The organism is Streptomyces sp. NPDC101234 (assembly GCF_044767525.1).
GTDB lineage: Bacteria > Actinomycetota > Actinomycetes > Streptomycetales > Streptomycetaceae > Streptomyces > Streptomyces sasae.
In genome coordinates, this window is record NZ_JBIWOA010000004.1 from 274,444 (window position 1) to 290,116 (window position 15,673).

At 71.7% G+C, this 15,673-nt stretch carries 10 protein-coding genes; 3 read left to right on the plus strand and 7 right to left on the minus strand.

Features of this window, described 5'->3' with window-relative positions; translation table 11 throughout:
• Positions 1-117: 117 nt before the first annotated feature.
• The 7 genes from ACIRR9_RS09815 to ACIRR9_RS09845 are packed head-to-tail and all read right to left on the minus strand — an operon-like array spanning position 118 to position 8,082.
• A complete protein-coding gene (locus ACIRR9_RS09815) occupies positions 118-939 on the minus strand; it encodes an HpcH/HpaI aldolase/citrate lyase family protein (RefSeq protein WP_403749395.1) in 822 nt (273 codons plus the stop codon).
• Positions 936-2,153, minus strand: a complete 1,218-nt coding sequence (locus ACIRR9_RS09820) for a CaiB/BaiF CoA transferase family protein (protein ID WP_403749397.1) — start codon at positions 2,151-2,153, stop codon at positions 936-938. Before ACIRR9_RS09820 ends, ACIRR9_RS09815 begins: the two co-directional genes overlap by 4 nt.
• Positions 2,150-3,043 carry a ribokinase gene (gene rbsK / locus ACIRR9_RS09825; protein WP_365335961.1) on the minus strand — a complete coding sequence of 298 codons (894 nt, stop codon included), beginning with the start codon at positions 3,041-3,043 and terminating at the stop codon, positions 2,150-2,152. Before rbsK ends, ACIRR9_RS09820 begins: the two co-directional genes overlap by 4 nt.
• Positions 3,040-4,464, minus strand: a complete 1,425-nt coding sequence (locus tag ACIRR9_RS09830; RefSeq protein ID WP_403749400.1) for an ADP-ribosylglycohydrolase family protein — start codon at positions 4,462-4,464, stop codon at positions 3,040-3,042. The genes rbsK and ACIRR9_RS09830 overlap by 4 nt, the downstream gene beginning before the upstream one ends.
• Positions 4,452-5,627 (minus strand): ADP-ribosylglycohydrolase family protein, encoded by a 1,176-nt coding sequence (locus tag ACIRR9_RS09835; protein WP_403749402.1) that lies wholly within the window; start codon positions 5,625-5,627, stop codon positions 4,452-4,454. The genes ACIRR9_RS09830 and ACIRR9_RS09835 overlap by 13 nt, the downstream gene beginning before the upstream one ends.
• 8 nt (positions 5,628-5,635) lie before the next feature.
• A complete protein-coding gene (locus tag ACIRR9_RS09840) occupies positions 5,636-6,754 on the minus strand; it encodes an ADP-ribosylglycohydrolase family protein (protein WP_403749404.1) in 1,119 nt (372 codons plus the stop codon).
• Positions 6,751-8,082: an ADP-ribosylglycohydrolase family protein gene (locus tag ACIRR9_RS09845; RefSeq protein ID WP_403749407.1), complete on the minus strand. Its 1,332-nt coding sequence runs from the start codon at positions 8,080-8,082 to the stop codon at positions 6,751-6,753. Before ACIRR9_RS09845 ends, ACIRR9_RS09840 begins: the two co-directional genes overlap by 4 nt.
• A 330-nt stretch (positions 8,083-8,412) precedes the next feature.
• Between ACIRR9_RS09845 and ACIRR9_RS09850 the strand changes: the two genes are divergently transcribed.
• The 3 genes from ACIRR9_RS09850 to ACIRR9_RS09860 all read left to right on the plus strand — a co-directional run bounded on the left by ACIRR9_RS09850 (position 8,413) and on the right by ACIRR9_RS09860 (position 15,593).
• Entirely contained in the window at positions 8,413-9,144 is a 732-nt protein-coding gene (locus ACIRR9_RS09850; RefSeq protein WP_403749410.1) for a VIT1/CCC1 transporter family protein, read from the plus strand.
• Positions 9,145-9,517: 373 nt separating this feature from the next.
• Positions 9,518-14,140, plus strand: coding sequence for a glutamate synthase large subunit (gene gltB / locus ACIRR9_RS09855; RefSeq protein ID WP_403749413.1), 4,623 nt, complete (start codon positions 9,518-9,520; stop codon positions 14,138-14,140).
• The gene (locus ACIRR9_RS09860) at positions 14,133-15,593 is read left to right on the plus strand and encodes a glutamate synthase subunit beta (RefSeq protein WP_403749416.1); all 1,461 of its coding nucleotides are present in this window, start codon (positions 14,133-14,135) and stop codon (positions 15,591-15,593) included. The genes gltB and ACIRR9_RS09860 overlap by 8 nt, the downstream gene beginning before the upstream one ends.
• The last annotated feature ends 80 nt before the right edge of the window (positions 15,594-15,673 follow it).

The window sequence follows — 15,673 nt, forward strand, 5'->3', positions numbered from 1 at the left end:
CGGGCCGAGGCGAGCTCGGCACCGCCGGACACCGCCGCGGTGGTCCTCATCGTCGCGGCGGAGGAAAAACACCGGCGGATCGGGATCGCCGGCTCTCGGGGGTGTCGGACGGAGATGTCACCGGCGATTGATCAAGGAGAGGGTTCTTCGGGCCGTTGCCACCACCGCTGCGTCGATGAAGCTGCCGTCCGGGAGGGCTTGGGCGCCCTGTTCCGTGGTGGCCGCCTTGATGATCGTCTCGGCCTGCTCCAGTTCCGCCTCCGTGGGGAGGTAGGCGCGTTCGATGATCGGGAGCTGGCGGGGGTGGATCGCGGCGCGGCCCAGGAAGCCCAGGGTGCGGCCGTGCGCGCAGGACGCGGCCAGGCCCTTGAGGTCACGGGTGTCGGGGTGGACCGACTGCGGCGGTGGTGCGAGGCCCGCCGCCCGCGCGGCCACCACGATCCGGGAACGGGACCAGTCGAGGCCGATGTCGCCCCGTACGCCCAGGTCGGCCTGTAGGTCGGCCTCGCCGAGGGAGATGCCCCGCAGCGCGGGGTGCGCGGCGGCGATGGTGTAGGCGTGCTCGATGCCGAGGGCCGACTCGAGGAGGGCGTAGAGGGGGAGAGCGGTGGTCCGGGCCGCGACGTGGTGGATGTCGGAGGGGCCGGTCACCTTGGGAAGACGCAGCCCGTCGAGGCCGGGCAGGCCGAGCAGGGCCTCCAGGTCGGCCTTGGCCCAGGGGGTGTCCAGAGCGTTGATCCGGACGTGGACCGGAACCGGCTGGGGCTGGGTGAGGAGGTCGGCGGTGGCGGCGCGGGCGCACTCCTTGCGGTCGGGGGCGACCGCGTCCTCCAGGTCGATCACCACCACGTCCGCGCCGGAGGCCAGCGCCTTGGTGACGACATGCGGCCGGTCACCGGGGACGTACAGCCAGGTCAGGGGGAAGGCGTTGGCGGTCATACGGCGCCCTCCTCGCGCAGGGCCCGCTGCTGCGCCCCGGTCAGGCCCAGTTCGGTGAGGACCTCGGCCGTGTCGGCGCCGTGCGGACGGCCGGTCCAGCGGATCGCGCCGGGGGTCGAGGAGAGCCGGAAGAGGACGTTCTGCATCCGCAGCGGGCCGAGCTCGGGGTCGGGGACGGTGGTGATCGTGTTCAGGGCCCGGTACTGCGGGTCCTCCATCACGTCCCGTACGTCCTGGATCGGCGCCACCGCCGCCTCCGCCTTCTCGAACTCGGCCAGCACCTCGGCGCGGGTGCGGGCGGCGACCCAGGCGCCGACGGCCGCGTCGAGGACGTCGGCGTGTGCGGCCCGGTCGGCGCCGGTGGCGAACCACGGCTCGTCGATCAGCTCCGGGCGCCCGACCAGCCGCAGTACGCGTTCCGCGATCGACTGGGCCGAGGTGGAGACGGCGACCCAGTCCCCGTCCGCCGTGCGGTAGGTGTTGCGCGGGGCGTTGTTGGTGGACCGGTTGCCGGTGCGCTCCTGGACGTAGCCGAGCTGGTCGTACCAGGTGGGCTGCGGTCCGAGGACCGTCAGGATCGGCTCGATGATCGCCATGTCGACGACCTGCCCCGCACCGGTACGGTCCCGGGCGGCGAGCGCGGTCATGACGGCGTACGCGGTCGCCAGGGCGGCGATGGAGTCGGCGAGCCCGAACGGCGGCAGCGTCGGCGGGGCGTCCGGCTCGCCGGTGATCGCGGCGAAACCGCTCATGGCCTCGGCGAGGGTGCCGAAGCCCGGACGGCGGGCGTAGGGCCCGAACTGGCCGAAGGCGGTGACCCGGGTCAGGATCAGCCCGGGGTTGGCGGCGGAGAGCTCCTCCCACCCCAGGTCCCACTTCTCCAGGGTGCCAGGACGGAAGTTCTCGATGACCACGTCGGCGGTCGCGGCGAGCTTCAGCAGCGTCGCACGGCCGCCCGGCTTGGACAGGTCGAGGGTGATGGCCCGCTTGTTGCGGCCGAGGATCTTCCACCACAGTCCGACGCCCTGCTTGGCCGGGCCGTGGCCGCGGGAGGGATCGGGCTTGGCGGGGTGCTCGACCTTGATGACCTCGGCACCGAAGTCACCGAGCAGGGTGGCGGCGAGGGGCCCGGCGAAGAGGGTCGCGAGATCGAGGACGCGCAGACCGCCGAGGGGCTGGGGCTGTGCTGTCGTACTCATGGCTGTCGTACTCATCCGGTGTACTGGGCCTCGATCTCCGGGCGGTACGGCATCGACGTCGACGCCCCCTCCCGCTGTACGGCGAGCGCCGCCGCGGCGGCCGCCCAGGACAGGGCCTCGCGGACCGGCTTCTCCTCGGCCAGGGCTACCGCGAGGGCACCGACGAAGGTGTCGCCCGCGCCCGTCGAGTCGACGGCGGTCACCCGGGGAGCGGGGATGACGAGGGGCTGGGCGCCGCGGGTCAGGTAGAGACTGCCGGCCGCGCCCAGGGTGACGACGACCTGCGGTACCAGGTCGAGCAGGGCGGCGGCCGCGTCCCGCGGGTCGAAGCGGTCGGTGAGAGCCGCGGCCTCGCGCTCGTTGGCCACCAACAGGTCGATGTTGTCGAGGAGTTCGGCCGGGAGGGGGCGGGCGGGGGACGGGGTGAGGATGGTGTGCACACCGTGGCGGCGGGCGGCCTGCGCGCCCGCCACGACCGCCGCGAGCGGGATCTCCAGCTGGAGGAGGAGTGTGTCGGCGGAGGCGATGACTCCCTCGTCGCCGGGGGAGAGGTGGTCGACGGTGCCGTTCGCGCCGGGGACCACGACGATCGCGTTGCCGCCCTCGTCGTCCACGACGATGTGCGCGGTGCCGGAGTGGCACTCGATCGTGCGGAGCGAGTCGGTGTCCACGCCGGAGTGTTCGAGGGTCTCGCGCAGCCGGACGCCGTAGGCGTCGTGGCCGACCGCGCCGATCATCGAGACGGTGGCGCCGGCGCGGGCGGCGGCGATCGCCTGGTTGGCGCCCTTGCCGCCGGGAACCGTACGGAAATCCCGTCCCGTCACGGTCTCGCCGAGCTGCGGGGCCCGCTCGGCGTACGCGACGAGGTCCATGTTCGTGCTGCCGAGTACGGCGATATGGGTCATGGGCGGGTCGCCTCCAGGTGGGTGAGGTGGGCGAGGGTGTCGAAGCCGGTGCCGTCGAAGCCGGCGACGGAGGTGGCGAGTCGGTTCTTGAGAGGGGTCGTCCAGCGCTCGGGGAGGGCGTCGGGGTCGCCCGCGAGCAGTCCGGCGACGGAGCCGGCCGTCGCACCGTTGGAGTCGGTGTCCCAGCCGCCGCTGACCGCGCGGGTGACGGAGCCGGTGAAGTCGCCGTCCGCGTGGGTGAGGGCGGCGGCGATCAGCGCGGTGTTGGGGATGGCGTGCACCCAGTGGTGGGTGGGGGAGTGGGTGCGGTGGAGTTCGTCCACGACCGTCTCGAAGTCCTCGTGGGTTTCGGCGAGTCGGATCGCGTGGTCGATCGCGGTGGCGAGACGGGAGCGGGGCGGGACGACGGACCGGCCGGTGCGCAGACAGGCGTGGATGTCATGGGTTCCGGTGGCGGCGGTGGCGATGACGGCCGCCGTGAACATCGCCGCGTAGACGCCGTTGGCCGTATGGGTGAGGGTGGCGTCGCGGTGGGCCTGCTCGGCCGCGGCGGCCGGATCGCCGGGGTTGGTCCAGCCGTGCACATCGGCACGGATCAGCGCGCCGATCCATTCGCGGAAGGGGTTGCGGTGGCGGGCGGTGTACGGGGGCTCGACGCCGGAGAGGAGATTGCGGTAGGCGACGCGCTCGGCGGTGAAGGTGCGGCCCGCGGGGAGTTCGTCCAGCCAGACCTGAGCCACGTCGGTGGTGGTGAAGCCACGACCGTGGCGTTGGAGGAGAAGGACGTTGAGGAGGGGGTAGTTGAGGTCGTCGTCCTCGGGCATGCCGTCGATGTTCTCGACGAGTGAGGTGGCGGCGGAGCGGCGGTTCCAGGGGTGCGCGAGCAGCAGATCGGCGGGTACGCCCTGGCCGGTGAAGTAGTGGTTCAGCGGCCAGTTGCCGGTGGCCCGGGCGAGGTCCCGGATGGCGTGCAGGGGAAGTTTCTCCACGGGTTTCCCGAGCAGACAGCCGACGGCCCGCCCGAGCCAGGCCGCTTCGTAGGCGCGGGTGGGCAGCGCCCCGTAAGGGGCGCGGGGAACTGCGCGACCAGCCCCCACCGGCCCGCAGCCGTACGACGGCCCGCACTCCCCTCCCTGCTGCTCCCTCGGCCACTCCGGACACAGCGCCTTGATGTCCTCCAGACCCGTCGGCTCGTTCAACCTGCTCGGCAGGTCCGCGAGTTCGTCGAGCAGGTCCTCCGCCAGCTGCCGCAGATAGCGGGACGCCCGGTCCGGCGACGCCCCGGCTCGCGCGGGAGCATCCGCACCCCCCGCCGCCCGCCACCGCGCCTCGACCGCCGCGGGCTCCCGGCCGTCCTGCCGTGCCTGGCGCAACTCGTGGCCCAGCAGATCCTCCGGCTGGACCCAGGTCAGTCGGAGCAACTCGGGCCTCCGAGGCGGGCGAAGGACTCCTCGTGGACGCGGCGGCGTTCCGCGTCGCGGGTGAAGATCTCCCTCGTCACGGCGGCCAGGACGCGCGGCGGCTCCCACAGGTCCAGCCGGCTCGCCTCCGCGACCCGTTTCGACCACTCCTCGGGTACGGCGGAGCCGAGCGCACCGGCGATCGCGCCCGCCATCGTGGCGATCGAGTCGCAGTCCCGGCCGTAGTTGACGCAGCCGAGAACGGCCCGGCGGTAGTCGCCACCCGCCACCAGCAACATGCCCAGCGCGACCGGGAGTTCCTCGATCGTGTGCAGACGGGAGGGGCGGCGGGCGCCGAGCGAGGGGGCGCGGTAGTCGGGGCCGACCGTGTCGTACGGGGCGACCGCTTCCCGGAGCGGGCCCAGCGCCGACTCGAAGTCGGTGTGGTGCGACGCCACTTCACAGACCTGTTCGATCGCCGTCCGGGTGCCGTCCTTCGCCAGGGACAGACAGGCCGTGACGACGGAGTCCGGGGTCGCCCCCGGTGAGGCCGCCGCCGCCACCGCCGCCGCGAAGACGCCCGCCGCCTCCCTGCCGTACGACGACTGGTGGGCGCCCGCGACGTCCAGCGCCTCGGCGTACGCGGCCCGCGGATTCCCCGCGTTGACCAGGCCGACCGGCGCCATGTACATCGCCGCACCGCAGTTGACGATGTTGCCGACGCCGGCCTCCCGGGGGTCGACATGGCCGTAGTGGAGGCGGGCCGCCAGCCATTTCTCCGCGAGGAAGATCCGGTGGAGGGGGATGGTCTCCGTCTCCAGCTCCGGGATCCAGCGGGGGTTGGTCATCAGGTCGGGGACCAGATGGTCGGCGATCGCGTACGCGTCCAGGTGGTCGCGGACGTGGTCGTACACCCGTACCAGCGCATGGGTCATCAAGGTGTCGTCGGTGACGTGGCCGTCGCCCTTGTGGTACGGCGCGACGGGGCGGGCGGTGCGCCAGGCGTCGCCGTTCCAGGGGCCGACGATGCCATGGACGCGGCCGCCGTGGCGTTCGACGATCTGGTCGGGGGAGTAGCCCTCGACCGGGCCGCCGAGGGCGTCCCCGACGGCGGCCCCGACGAGCGCTCCGGTGATCCTGTCGTCGAGTGAAGCTCCGGCGCTTTCTTCTCCTTTGGGCGTCATGCACCGAATCATCCACCTGGACGGGTCGGTTGTGTGGCTTCCAGGAGTTCGGCGAGTTCCACGAGGTCGGTACCGGTGAGGCGGGGGAGGGCGCAGCCGGAGAGGGTGCGGCAGGCGTCCCGCCAGGACGACGGGATCGACTCGGCGCCGCCGAGGGCGCCGGTGAGCGCGCCGGCCAGGGCGGGGGCCGAGTCGGCGACCCTCGACAGACATGCGGCGGCGGGAACGGCCTCGGCGATGCGGCCGCGCGCGGCGGTGGCGAGGGCGAGGGCGACCGGGACGGTCTCGGCGGCGGCGATGCCGTAGCTGTAGACGTGGTCGACGATTTGGTGTTCGAGGAGGGGGATCAGGGCGAACGCGGTGTCCGCGGTGCCGGCGAGGGTGAGGGCGTGCCGGGCGTTGCGGCCGATCTCGGTGCACTCGGGGAGTTCGGCGAGGGCCGCGGCCGCGCAGGTCTCGACCTCGGCGCCGACGAGAGCGAGGGCGAGGGCGGCGGCCATGGCGCGGGCGCCGTGCACCCCGTCGCCGTCCTGGGTGTAGCGGGCGTCGAACTCGGCGAGGTCGGCGGCGCGTTGGGGGTCACCGGGATGTGCGACGGCGAGCGCGCAGGCGCGGACGCAGGCGGCGTCGTCGAAGTAGTGCGGGTTGTCGTGGCCGGTGGCGGGCGGGCGCAGGCCGGTGGCGAGGTTGCCGAGGCCGGCGCGGACGGAGATACGGGCGCGCAGGGGGAGTACGGCCGACTCGACCTCCGGGGCGCGTTCCGCGGCGGCGGCGACCTCGGAGGCCACGGCGGTCCAGGTCAGGTCGATGGCCGCGCGGGTACGGAGCTCGCGGCTGAGGTCTCCTAGGAGGGTGTCGTCGCCGGCGCGCAGGACGGCCTCGGCGGCGAAGGCGGCCCATTCGGCGTCGTCGGAGGGGCCGAGGCGGAGCGGCTCGGGGGGTTGGTTGAGGGCGATGGGGACGGGGAGGGTGGTGGTCGCGTTCTGCTCGGCGAAGGTGTCGAGTTCGCGGGTGAGGCGCCGGGTCCACTCGGGCATCCGGGCGGCGCGGTGCCGGGCGGAGGGCCAGCCGGCGGCGTCCCCCGCGGCGAGCCCGAGGAGCAGGCCCTCGATACGACGCCGGGTCACCGCTGGACCCCGCTGCGATCGACGCCCAGGGGGCTCCGCCCCCTGGACCCCCGGACCCTCGCCCGCCCACCACCCGACTCGGTCGGGGGATAGGCCGGCGTTGAGAGTGCTGGCTCGGTCGGCAGTGAGGCCGGCGTCGGGAGTGCTGGCTCGGTCGGCAGTGAGGCCGGCGTCGGGAGTGCTGGCTCGGTCGGCAGTGAGGCCGGCGTCGGGAGTGCTGGCTCGGTCCTCGCTCGCGCCGCGCCCGTCAGCAGTGAGGCCGGCGTCGAGTGTCCTGGCTCGGTCGGCAGTGAGGCCGGCGTCGATACTCCCGGCTCGGTCCTCGCTCGCGCCGCGCCCGTCAGCAGTTCCGCCACCTCCAGCACGTGCTGGCCCGCCATCGACGGCAGGCAGCTCCCCCGGGCCGGGCCGATCGCCGCCGCCCACTCCGTCGGGATCGCCGCCTCCCCCCGCGTCGCCCCCGCCAGCGCACCGGCCACCGCCGCCGTCGTGTCCGCGTCGCGGCCCATGTTCACGGCCGTCAACACCGCTTCCCGGAAGTCGCCGTCCGCCGCCGCGTACGCGCCGAATGCCAGGGCCACCGCCTCCGGGGCCAGGTCGGTCCACGGGTAGCCGCCGATGACGACCGCGGAGCGGACCGCCCGTTCGCCGCGGTGGGCCACCGAGACGGCCCGGCGCAGGGAGCGGGCCGTCCAGGAGTCGTCCGGGACCACCGCGAGCGCGGCCGCGACCACCGCCGTGGGGGGAGCGCCCACCATCGCCGCCGCCACCCCCGCCGCCACCGCCTGGCCGCCGTAGATGCCCTCACCCTCGTGGCTGACCGAGCCGTCGATCGCGACCAGGCGGGCCGCCTCGGCGGGGCGGCCCGCCGCGAAGACGCCGAAGGGGGCCGCCCGCATGGCCAGGCCGTCGCTCCAGGCGTGCCGGTGCTGGGCGGAGATGGGGGCGGCGAGGCCCCGGCGGAGGTTCTCCAGCGTGCCGCGTTCGCTGAAGCCCGCGCCCTTGAAGGGGCCCTCGGCACGGTCGGCGATCCACTCGTGCCAGGCCGCCTCGACATGGGCAGGGGTGAGCGCAGAGCCGTGGCGGGCGAGGAGGAGGCCGGAGAAGATCGCGTACTCCGTGTCGTCCGTGCCCGCGGGGTTGTCGGTGACGTATCCCGTGATGCGGCCCCAGCGGGCGCGGATCTCGGAGGGCTTCATGTTCTCCGCCGGTGCCCCGAGCGCGTCTCCCACGGCCAGGCCCAGCAACGCGCCCCGAGCCCGGTCGCGCAGTTCCGAGGCGGGCTCGTCGGGGGCGGGGACCGGCGGTGCGCAGACGATCGATGACATGGGCGGGCCTCTCCGGGAGGGGCTTCGCGCGGCGGCGCGGAACCGTTTGCGGATGTGTCCCACCAACGGCGGTTGACCGCAGCCTTCGAGGTCCTCACATCACCCGGTCGACATCTGTGCGGCTCATCGCACAGGTGAGCGGAGAGGGGTAAAGCTGCAGGTTAGCCGAGCCTTTCCTTGCTGGCGGCAGGGAATGGCGCGGCGTACTGTCAGCGTTGTCGAAAGATAGAACTTGTCCAAACTTAGCTTTGCCTCAGCTTATCCGGGGCCTGCTTCAGGACCTGCTTTCAAGACCCGCCGCCTGCTTTCAAGACCTACTGGGGGACCTTCATGGCCGTCATCGAGACCCAAGCGACACTGCACGAAGCCCACCGCGACAACCACACCCACCGGGATGTCAACGGAGGCTGGCTGCGGCCCGCTGTCTTCGGCGCCATGGACGGGCTCGTCTCCAACCTCGCCCTGATGACCGGTGTGGCCGGCGGGGCCGTCGGCCATCAGACCATTGTCATCACCGGGCTCGCGGGGCTGGCCGCCGGTGCCTTCTCCATGGCCGCCGGCGAGTACACCTCCGTCGCCTCGCAGCGTGAGCTCGTCGAGGCCGAGCTGGACGTCGAGCGGCGGGAGCTGCGCAAGCACCCGCAGGACGAGGAGGCCGAGCTGGCCGCGCTGTACGAGGCGCGGGGCGTCGAGCCGGCGCTGGCCCGGGAGGTCGCCCGGCAGCTGTCCGCCGACCCGGAGCAGGCGCTGGAGATACACGCCCGGGAAGAGCTCGGCATCGATCCCGGCGATCTGCCCTCGCCGCTGGTCGCCGCCGTGTCCTCCTTCGGGTCGTTCGCCCTGGGCGCACTGCTGCCTGTACTGCCCTTCCTGCTCGGCGCCACCGCCCTCTGGCCCGCTCTGCTGCTGGCGCTCGCCGGGCTCTTCGGCTGCGGTGCCGTGGTGGCCAGGGTGACCGCGCGGAGCTGGTGGTTCAGCGGCCTGCGGCAGCTCGCGCTGGGTGGTGCGGCGGCCGGTGTGACGTACATCCTGGGCACGTTGTTCGGGACGGCCGTAGGATAGTGCCACTGGTACCTATGCGTTGGGCCGCATAAATACCCGTTACTCGCTGGTTTCGAATGCTTAACCACGGGGCATGAGCCGTAAGCGCTGCGGGCAATGACGCCTGTCGTGCACCCGTGGGGCGACGATCGCGCTCGCTCCCGCTACTTGGACCGATGGACATCGATCTGTCCGGATCGGTCCCCCACCACCTTCACCGCCTTGAGCGGTGCCCCGCCGAAACCCCTACGGCGTCCGCATGTCGAAACGGTGTATCCAGTTTCCGAGAACCGCTTCATCATGTAACCTGCGTGAAATTTTGCAACAAAAACGCAGAGGGCCAACGTCGTCCCTCGGCACCTGCTATATGCCACTGACGACGACGGGAGAGCCGATGCGTACGCCGCGCCAGCCGTCCCAGCACTCCACGAATGGCCAGAACTGGTCCTTCATGGATGCTCGCCCTGCTGCGCAGGGTATGTACGACCCCCGCAACGAGCGCGACGCCTGTGGCGTCGGCTTCGTGGCCACCCTCACCGGTGAGGCGAGCCATGCGCTGGTCGAACAGGCGCTCACGGTTCTGCGGAACCTGGAGCACCGCGGCGCCACCGGCTCGGAGCCCGATTCGGGGGACGGCGCCGGCATCCTCTCCCAGGTGCCCGACGCCTTCTTCCGCGAGGTGGCCGGATTCGACCTGCCGGCGGCCGGTTCGTACGCCGTCGGTATCGCCTTCCTCCCCGAGGACGGCGCCCAGGACGCCGTCTCGCAGATCGAGACGATCGCGGGCGAGGAGGGCCTCACCGTCCTCGGCTGGCGTGAGGTTCCGGTCGCCCCGGGGCTGCTCGGCGCCACCGCCCGCTCCACCATGCCGGTCTTCCGGCAGGTCTTCGTCACTGGGGGTACCTCCCGGACGGAGTCCGGGGGAGGCGCCAGCGAGGGCATCGCGCTGGACCGCAAGGCGTTCGTGCTGCGCAAGCGCGCCGAGCGCGAGGTGGGCGTCTACTTCCCGTCGCTGTCCGCGCGGACCATCGTCTACAAGGGCATGCTGACCACCGGCCAGCTGGAGCCCTTCTTCCCGGACCTGTCCGACCGCCGCTTCGCGTCCGCGATCGCGCTCGTGCACTCCCGGTTCTCCACGAACACCTTCCCGTCGTGGCCGCTCGCGCACCCCTACCGCTTCGTCGCCCACAACGGTGAGATCAACACCGTCAAGGGCAACCGCAACTGGATGGTCGCCCGCGAGTCCCAGCTGGTCTCCGACCTGTTCGGCCCGCAGGACAAGCTCGACCGCGTCTTCCCGATCTGTACGCCCGACGCCTCCGACTCGGCGTCTTTCGACGAGGTGCTCGAACTCCTGCACCTGGGCGGACGCTCGCTGCCGCACTCCGTGCTGATGATGATCCCGGAGGCGTGGGAGAACCACGACTCCATGGACGAGGCCCGCCGCGCCTTCTACGGCTTCCACTCCACGATGATGGAGCCCTGGGACGGCCCCGCCTGCGTCACCTTCACCGACGGCTCCCAGGTCGGCGCGGTTCTCGACCGCAACGGTCTGCGCCCCGGCCGCTACTGGGTCACCGACGAGGGCCTGGTCGTCCTCGGCTCCGAGGTCGGCGTCCTCGACATCGACCCCGCCAGGGTCGTCCGCAAGGGCCGGCTGCAGCCCGGCAAGATGTTCCTCGTCGACACCGTCGAGCACCGCATCATCGAGGACGACGAGATCAAGGCGACCCTCGCCGCCGAGCAGCCGTACGCCGAATGGCTGGAGGCCGGCGAGATCGAGCTGGTCGACCTGCCCGAGCGCGAGCACATCGTCCACACCCACGCCTCGGTCACCCGCCGCCAGCAGACCTTCGGCTACACCGAGGAAGAGCTTCGCGTCATCCTCGCGCCGATGGCCAAGGCCGGCGCCGAGCCGATCGGCTCCATGGGTACGGACAGCCCTATCGCCGCGCTCTCCGAGCGCCCGCGGCTGCTCTTCGACTACTTCACCCAGCTGTTCGCGCAGGTCACCAACCCGCCGCTGGACGCCATCCGCGAGGAGCTCGTCACCTCGCTGCGCTCGTCCCTCGGTCCGGCCGGCAACCTGCTCGACCCGACGGCCGCGTCCTGCCGCTCCGTCGTGCTGCCCTTCCCGGTCATCGACAACGACGAGCTGGCCAAGCTCATCCACATCAACGCCGACGGCGACATGCCCGGCTTCAAGGCCGCGACCCTGTCCGGTCTGTTCCGGGTCTCCGGCGGCGGCGACGCGCTGGCCGCGCGCATCGAGGAGATCTGCGCCGAGGCCGACGCAGCCATCGAGAACGGCGCCCGGCTCATCGTCCTGTCGGACCGCCACTCGGACGCCGAGCACGCGCCGATCCCGTCGCTGCTGCTCACCGCGGCCGTCCACCACCACCTCATCCGCACCAAGCAGCGCACCCACGTGGGCCTGCTGGTCGAGGCCGGTGACGTCCGCGAGGTCCACCATGTCGCCCTGCTGATCGGCTTCGGCGCCGCCGCGGTCAACCCGTACCTGGCCATGGAGTCCGTCGAGGACCTGGTCCGCGCGGGCACCTTCCTGCCGGGCATGGAGTCCGAGACGGCCATCCGCAACCTGATCTACGCCCTCGGCAAGGGCGTCCTGAAGGTCATGTCCAAGATGGGCATCTCGACGGTCGCCTCCTACCGCGGCGCCCAGGTCTTCGAGGCCGTCGGTCTCGAAGAGGGCTTCGTCGACAAGTACTTCAACGGCACCGCTTCCAAGATCGGCGGCGTCGGCATCGACGTCGTCGCCAAGGAGGTCGCCGCCCGCCACGCCAAGGCCTACCCGGCCTCCGGCATCGCGCCGGCCCACCGCGCCCTGGAGATAGGGGGCGAGTACCAGTGGCGTCGCGAGGGCGAGCCGCACCTGTTCGACCCGGAGACGGTCTTCCGCCTCCAGCACTCCACGCGCGCGGGCAGCTACGACATCTTCAAGAAGTACACGGACCGGGTGAACGAGCAGTCCGAGCGCCTGATGACGCTGCGCGGGCTCTTCGGTTTCAAGAGCGACCGGGAAGCCATCTCCATCGACGAGGTCGAGCCGGTCTCCGAGATCGTCAAGCGGTTCTCCACCGGTGCCATGTCGTACGGCTCCATCTCGCGCGAGGCCCACGAGACCCTCGCCATCGCCATGAACCAGTTGGGCGGCAAGTCCAACACCGGTGAGGGCGGCGAGGACCCGGACCGTCTCTACGACCCCGCGCGCCGGTCCGCCATCAAGCAGGTCGCCTCCGGCCGCTTCGGCGTCACCTCCGAGTACCTGGTCAACGCGGACGACATCCAGATCAAGATGGCCCAGGGCGCCAAGCCCGGCGAGGGCGGCCAGCTGCCCGGCCACAAGGTCTACCCGTGGGTCGCCAAGACCCGGCACTCCACCCCGGGTGTCGGTCTGATCTCCCCGCCGCCGCACCACGACATCTACTCCATCGAAGACCTCGCCCAGCTGATCCACGACCTCAAGAACGCGAACCCGAAGGCCCGGATTCACGTCAAGCTGGTCTCCGAGGTCGGCGTCGGCACGGTCGCCGCGGGTGTGTCCAAGGCCCACGCGGACGTCGTGCTCATCTCCGGTCACGACGGCGGTACGGGTGCCTCCCCGCTGACCTCGCTGAAGCACGCGGGCGGTCCCTGGGAGCTCGGCCTCGCCGAGACCCAGCAGACCCTGCTGCTCAACGGCCTGCGCGACCGCATCGTCGTGCAGACCGACGGCCAGCTGAAGACCGGTCGTGACGTGGTCATCGCCGCGCTGCTCGGCGCCGAGGAGTTCGGTTTCGCGACCGCGCCGCTCGTCGTCTCCGGCTGCATCATGATGCGCGTCTGCCACCTCGACACCTGCCCGGTCGGCGTCGCCACCCAGAACCCGGTGCTGCGCGACCGCTTCTCCGGCAAGGCCGAGTACGTGGTGAACTTCTTCAAGTTCATCGCCGAGGAGGTCCGCGAGATCCTCGCCGAGCTGGGCTTCCGCACCATCGAGGAGGCCGTCGGCCACGCGGAGGCGCTCGACGTCACCCGTGCCGTGAACCACTGGAAGGCGCAGGGCCTGGACCTGGCCCCGCTCTTCTACGTGCCCGAGCTCCCCGAGGGCGCGGCGCTGCACCAGACCGTCGTGCAGGACCACGGCCTGGAGAAGGCCCTGGACAACGAGCTGATCAAGCTCGCCTCCGACGCCCTGGCCGCCTCCAGCGCCACCGACGCCCAGCCGGTGCGCGCCCAGATCAAGGTGCGCAACATCAACCGCACGGTCGGCACCATGCTCGGCCACGAGGTGACGAAGAAGTTCGGCGGCGCGGGTCTGCCCGACGACACCATCGACATCACCTTCACCGGCTCGGCCGGCCAGTCCTTCGGCGCCTTCCTGCCGCGCGGTGTCACGCTCCGCCTGGAGGGCGACGCCAACGACTATGTCGGCAAGGGCCTCTCCGGCGGCCGCGTCATCGTCCGTCCGGACCGGGCGGCCGACCACCTCGCCGAGTACTCCACCATCGCGGGCAACACCATCGCCTACGGCGCGACCGGCGGCGAGCTGTTCCTGCGCGGCCGTACCGGTGAGCGGTTCTGCGTCCGCAACTCCGGTGCGCTGGTGGTCTCGGAAGGCGTGGGCGACCACGGCTGCGAGTACATGACCGGCGGTCACGCGGTCGTCCTCGGCGAGACGGGCCGCAACTTCGCGGCCGGTATGTCCGGCGGCGTCGCGTACGTGATCGACCTGAACGTCGACAACGTCAACGTCGGCAACGTCGACGCCGTCGAGGCCCTCGACGACAGCGACAAGCAGTGGCTGCACGACGTGGTGCGCCGGCACGCCGAGGAGACCGGCTCCACGGTCGCCGAGAAGCTGCTCGCCGACTGGGACGTGTCCGTGCAGCGGTTCAGCAAGATCATTCCTGGCACTTACAAGGCAGTGCTCGCCGCCAAGGACGCCGCCGAGCGAGCGGGTCTCTCCGAGACCGAGACCCACGAGAAGATGATGGAGGCGGCGATCAATGGCTGACCCGAAGGGCTTCCTGAACCACGGCCGTGAGGTCGCCAAGACCCGCCCCGTCGCTGACCGCGTCCGGGACTGGAACGAGGTCTACGTCCCCGGCTCCCTGCTGCCGATCATCAGCAAGCAGGCCAGCCGCTGCATGGACTGCGGCATCCCGTTCTGCCACAACGGCTGTCCGCTCGGGAACCTGATCCCCGAGTGGAACGACTTCGCCTACCGCGAGGACTGGACGGCGGCCTCCGAGCGCCTGCACGCGACCAACAACTTCCCGGAGTTCACCGGTCGCCTCTGCCCGGCCCCCTGCGAGTCGGCCTGCGTGCTCGGCATCAACCAGCCGGCCGTCACCATCAAGAACGTCGAGGTCTCGATCATCGACAAGGCGTGGGACGCGGGCACCGTCGCTCCGCAGGCCCCCGAGCGCCTGTCGGGCAAGACCGTCGCCGTCATCGGCTCGGGCCCGGCGGGCCTGGCCGCCGCCCAGCAGCTGACCCGGGCCGGCCACACGGTCGCCGTCTACGAGCGCGCCGACCGCATCGGCGGCCTGCTCCGCTACGGCATCCCCGAGTTCAAGATGGAGAAGCGGCACATCAACCGCCGTATCGAACAGATGCGCGCGGAGGGCACCCGCTTCCGTACCGGTATCGAGATCGGCGTCGACCTCAAGGCGACCGACCTGAAGAAGCGGTACGACGCGGTCGTCATCGCCGCCGGCGCCACCACCGCCCGTGATCTCCCCGTCCCCGGGCGGGAGTTGAAGGGCGTGTACCAGGCGATGGAGTACCTGCCCCTCGCCAACAAGGTCCAGGAAGGCGACTACGTGGTGTCGCCCATCTCGGCCGAGGGTAAGCACGTCATCGTGATCGGCGGCGGCGACACCGGCGCGGACTGCGTGGGCACCGCCCACCGCCAGGGCGCGGCCTCGGTCACCCAGCTGGAGATCATGCCCCGTCCGGGCGAGGACCGCGCGCCGCACCAGCCGTGGCCGACCTTCCCGATGCTCTACAAGGTCACCTCGGCGCACGAGGAGGGCGGCGAGCGGGTCTACTCCGTCTCCACCACCCACTTCGAGGGCGACGAGGACGGCAACGTCCAGTGGCTGCACCTCACCGAGGTGGAGTTCATCGAGGGCAGGCTGACCCCGAAGCCGGGCACCGAGCGCAAGATCCCGGCCCAGCTGGTCACGCTGGCCATGGGCTTCACCGGCACCGACCGGGTGAACGGCGTGGTGGACCAGTTCGGTCTCGAGCTCGACGAGCGCGGCAACGTCGCCCGCGACGCCGACTTCCAGACCAACGTCCCCGGTGTCTTCGTCGCCGGTGACGCGGGCCGCGGCCAGTCGCTCATCGTCTGGGCGATCGCCGAGGGCCGCTCGGCCGCCAAGGGCGTCGACCGCTTCCTCACGGGCGCGAGCGACCTCCCGGCCCCGATCCGCCCGACGGACCGCTCGCTGATGGTCTGACCATCACCCCGTAGAACGTCCCGTACAAAGGCGTACGGAACACTGACGGCGCCTGCCCCACAGTCCCCGACCGGACGATG

Bases quoted from the DNA above. Each gene is read 5' to 3' on its own strand.
- ACIRR9_RS09815 (WP_403749395.1), bottom strand. From the start codon at position 939: ATGACCGCCAACGCCTTCCCCCTGACCTGGCTGTACGTCCCCGGTGAC.
- ACIRR9_RS09820 (WP_403749397.1), bottom strand. From the start codon at position 2,153: ATGAGTACGACAGCCATGAGTACGACAGCACAGCCCCAGCCCCTCGGC.
- rbsK (WP_365335961.1), bottom strand. From the start codon at position 3,043: ATGACCCATATCGCCGTACTCGGCAGCACGAACATGGACCTCGTCGCG.
- ACIRR9_RS09835 (WP_403749402.1), bottom strand. From the start codon at position 5,627: ATGACGCCCAAAGGAGAAGAAAGCGCCGGAGCTTCACTCGACGACAGG.
- ACIRR9_RS09845 (WP_403749407.1), bottom strand. From the start codon at position 8,082: ATGTCATCGATCGTCTGCGCACCGCCGGTCCCCGCCCCCGACGAGCCC.
- ACIRR9_RS09850 (WP_403749410.1), top strand. From the start codon at position 8,413: ATGGCCGTCATCGAGACCCAAGCGACACTGCACGAAGCCCACCGCGAC.
- gltB (WP_403749413.1), top strand. From the start codon at position 9,518: ATGCGTACGCCGCGCCAGCCGTCCCAGCACTCCACGAATGGCCAGAAC.
- ACIRR9_RS09860 (WP_403749416.1), top strand. From the start codon at position 14,133: ATGGCTGACCCGAAGGGCTTCCTGAACCACGGCCGTGAGGTCGCCAAG.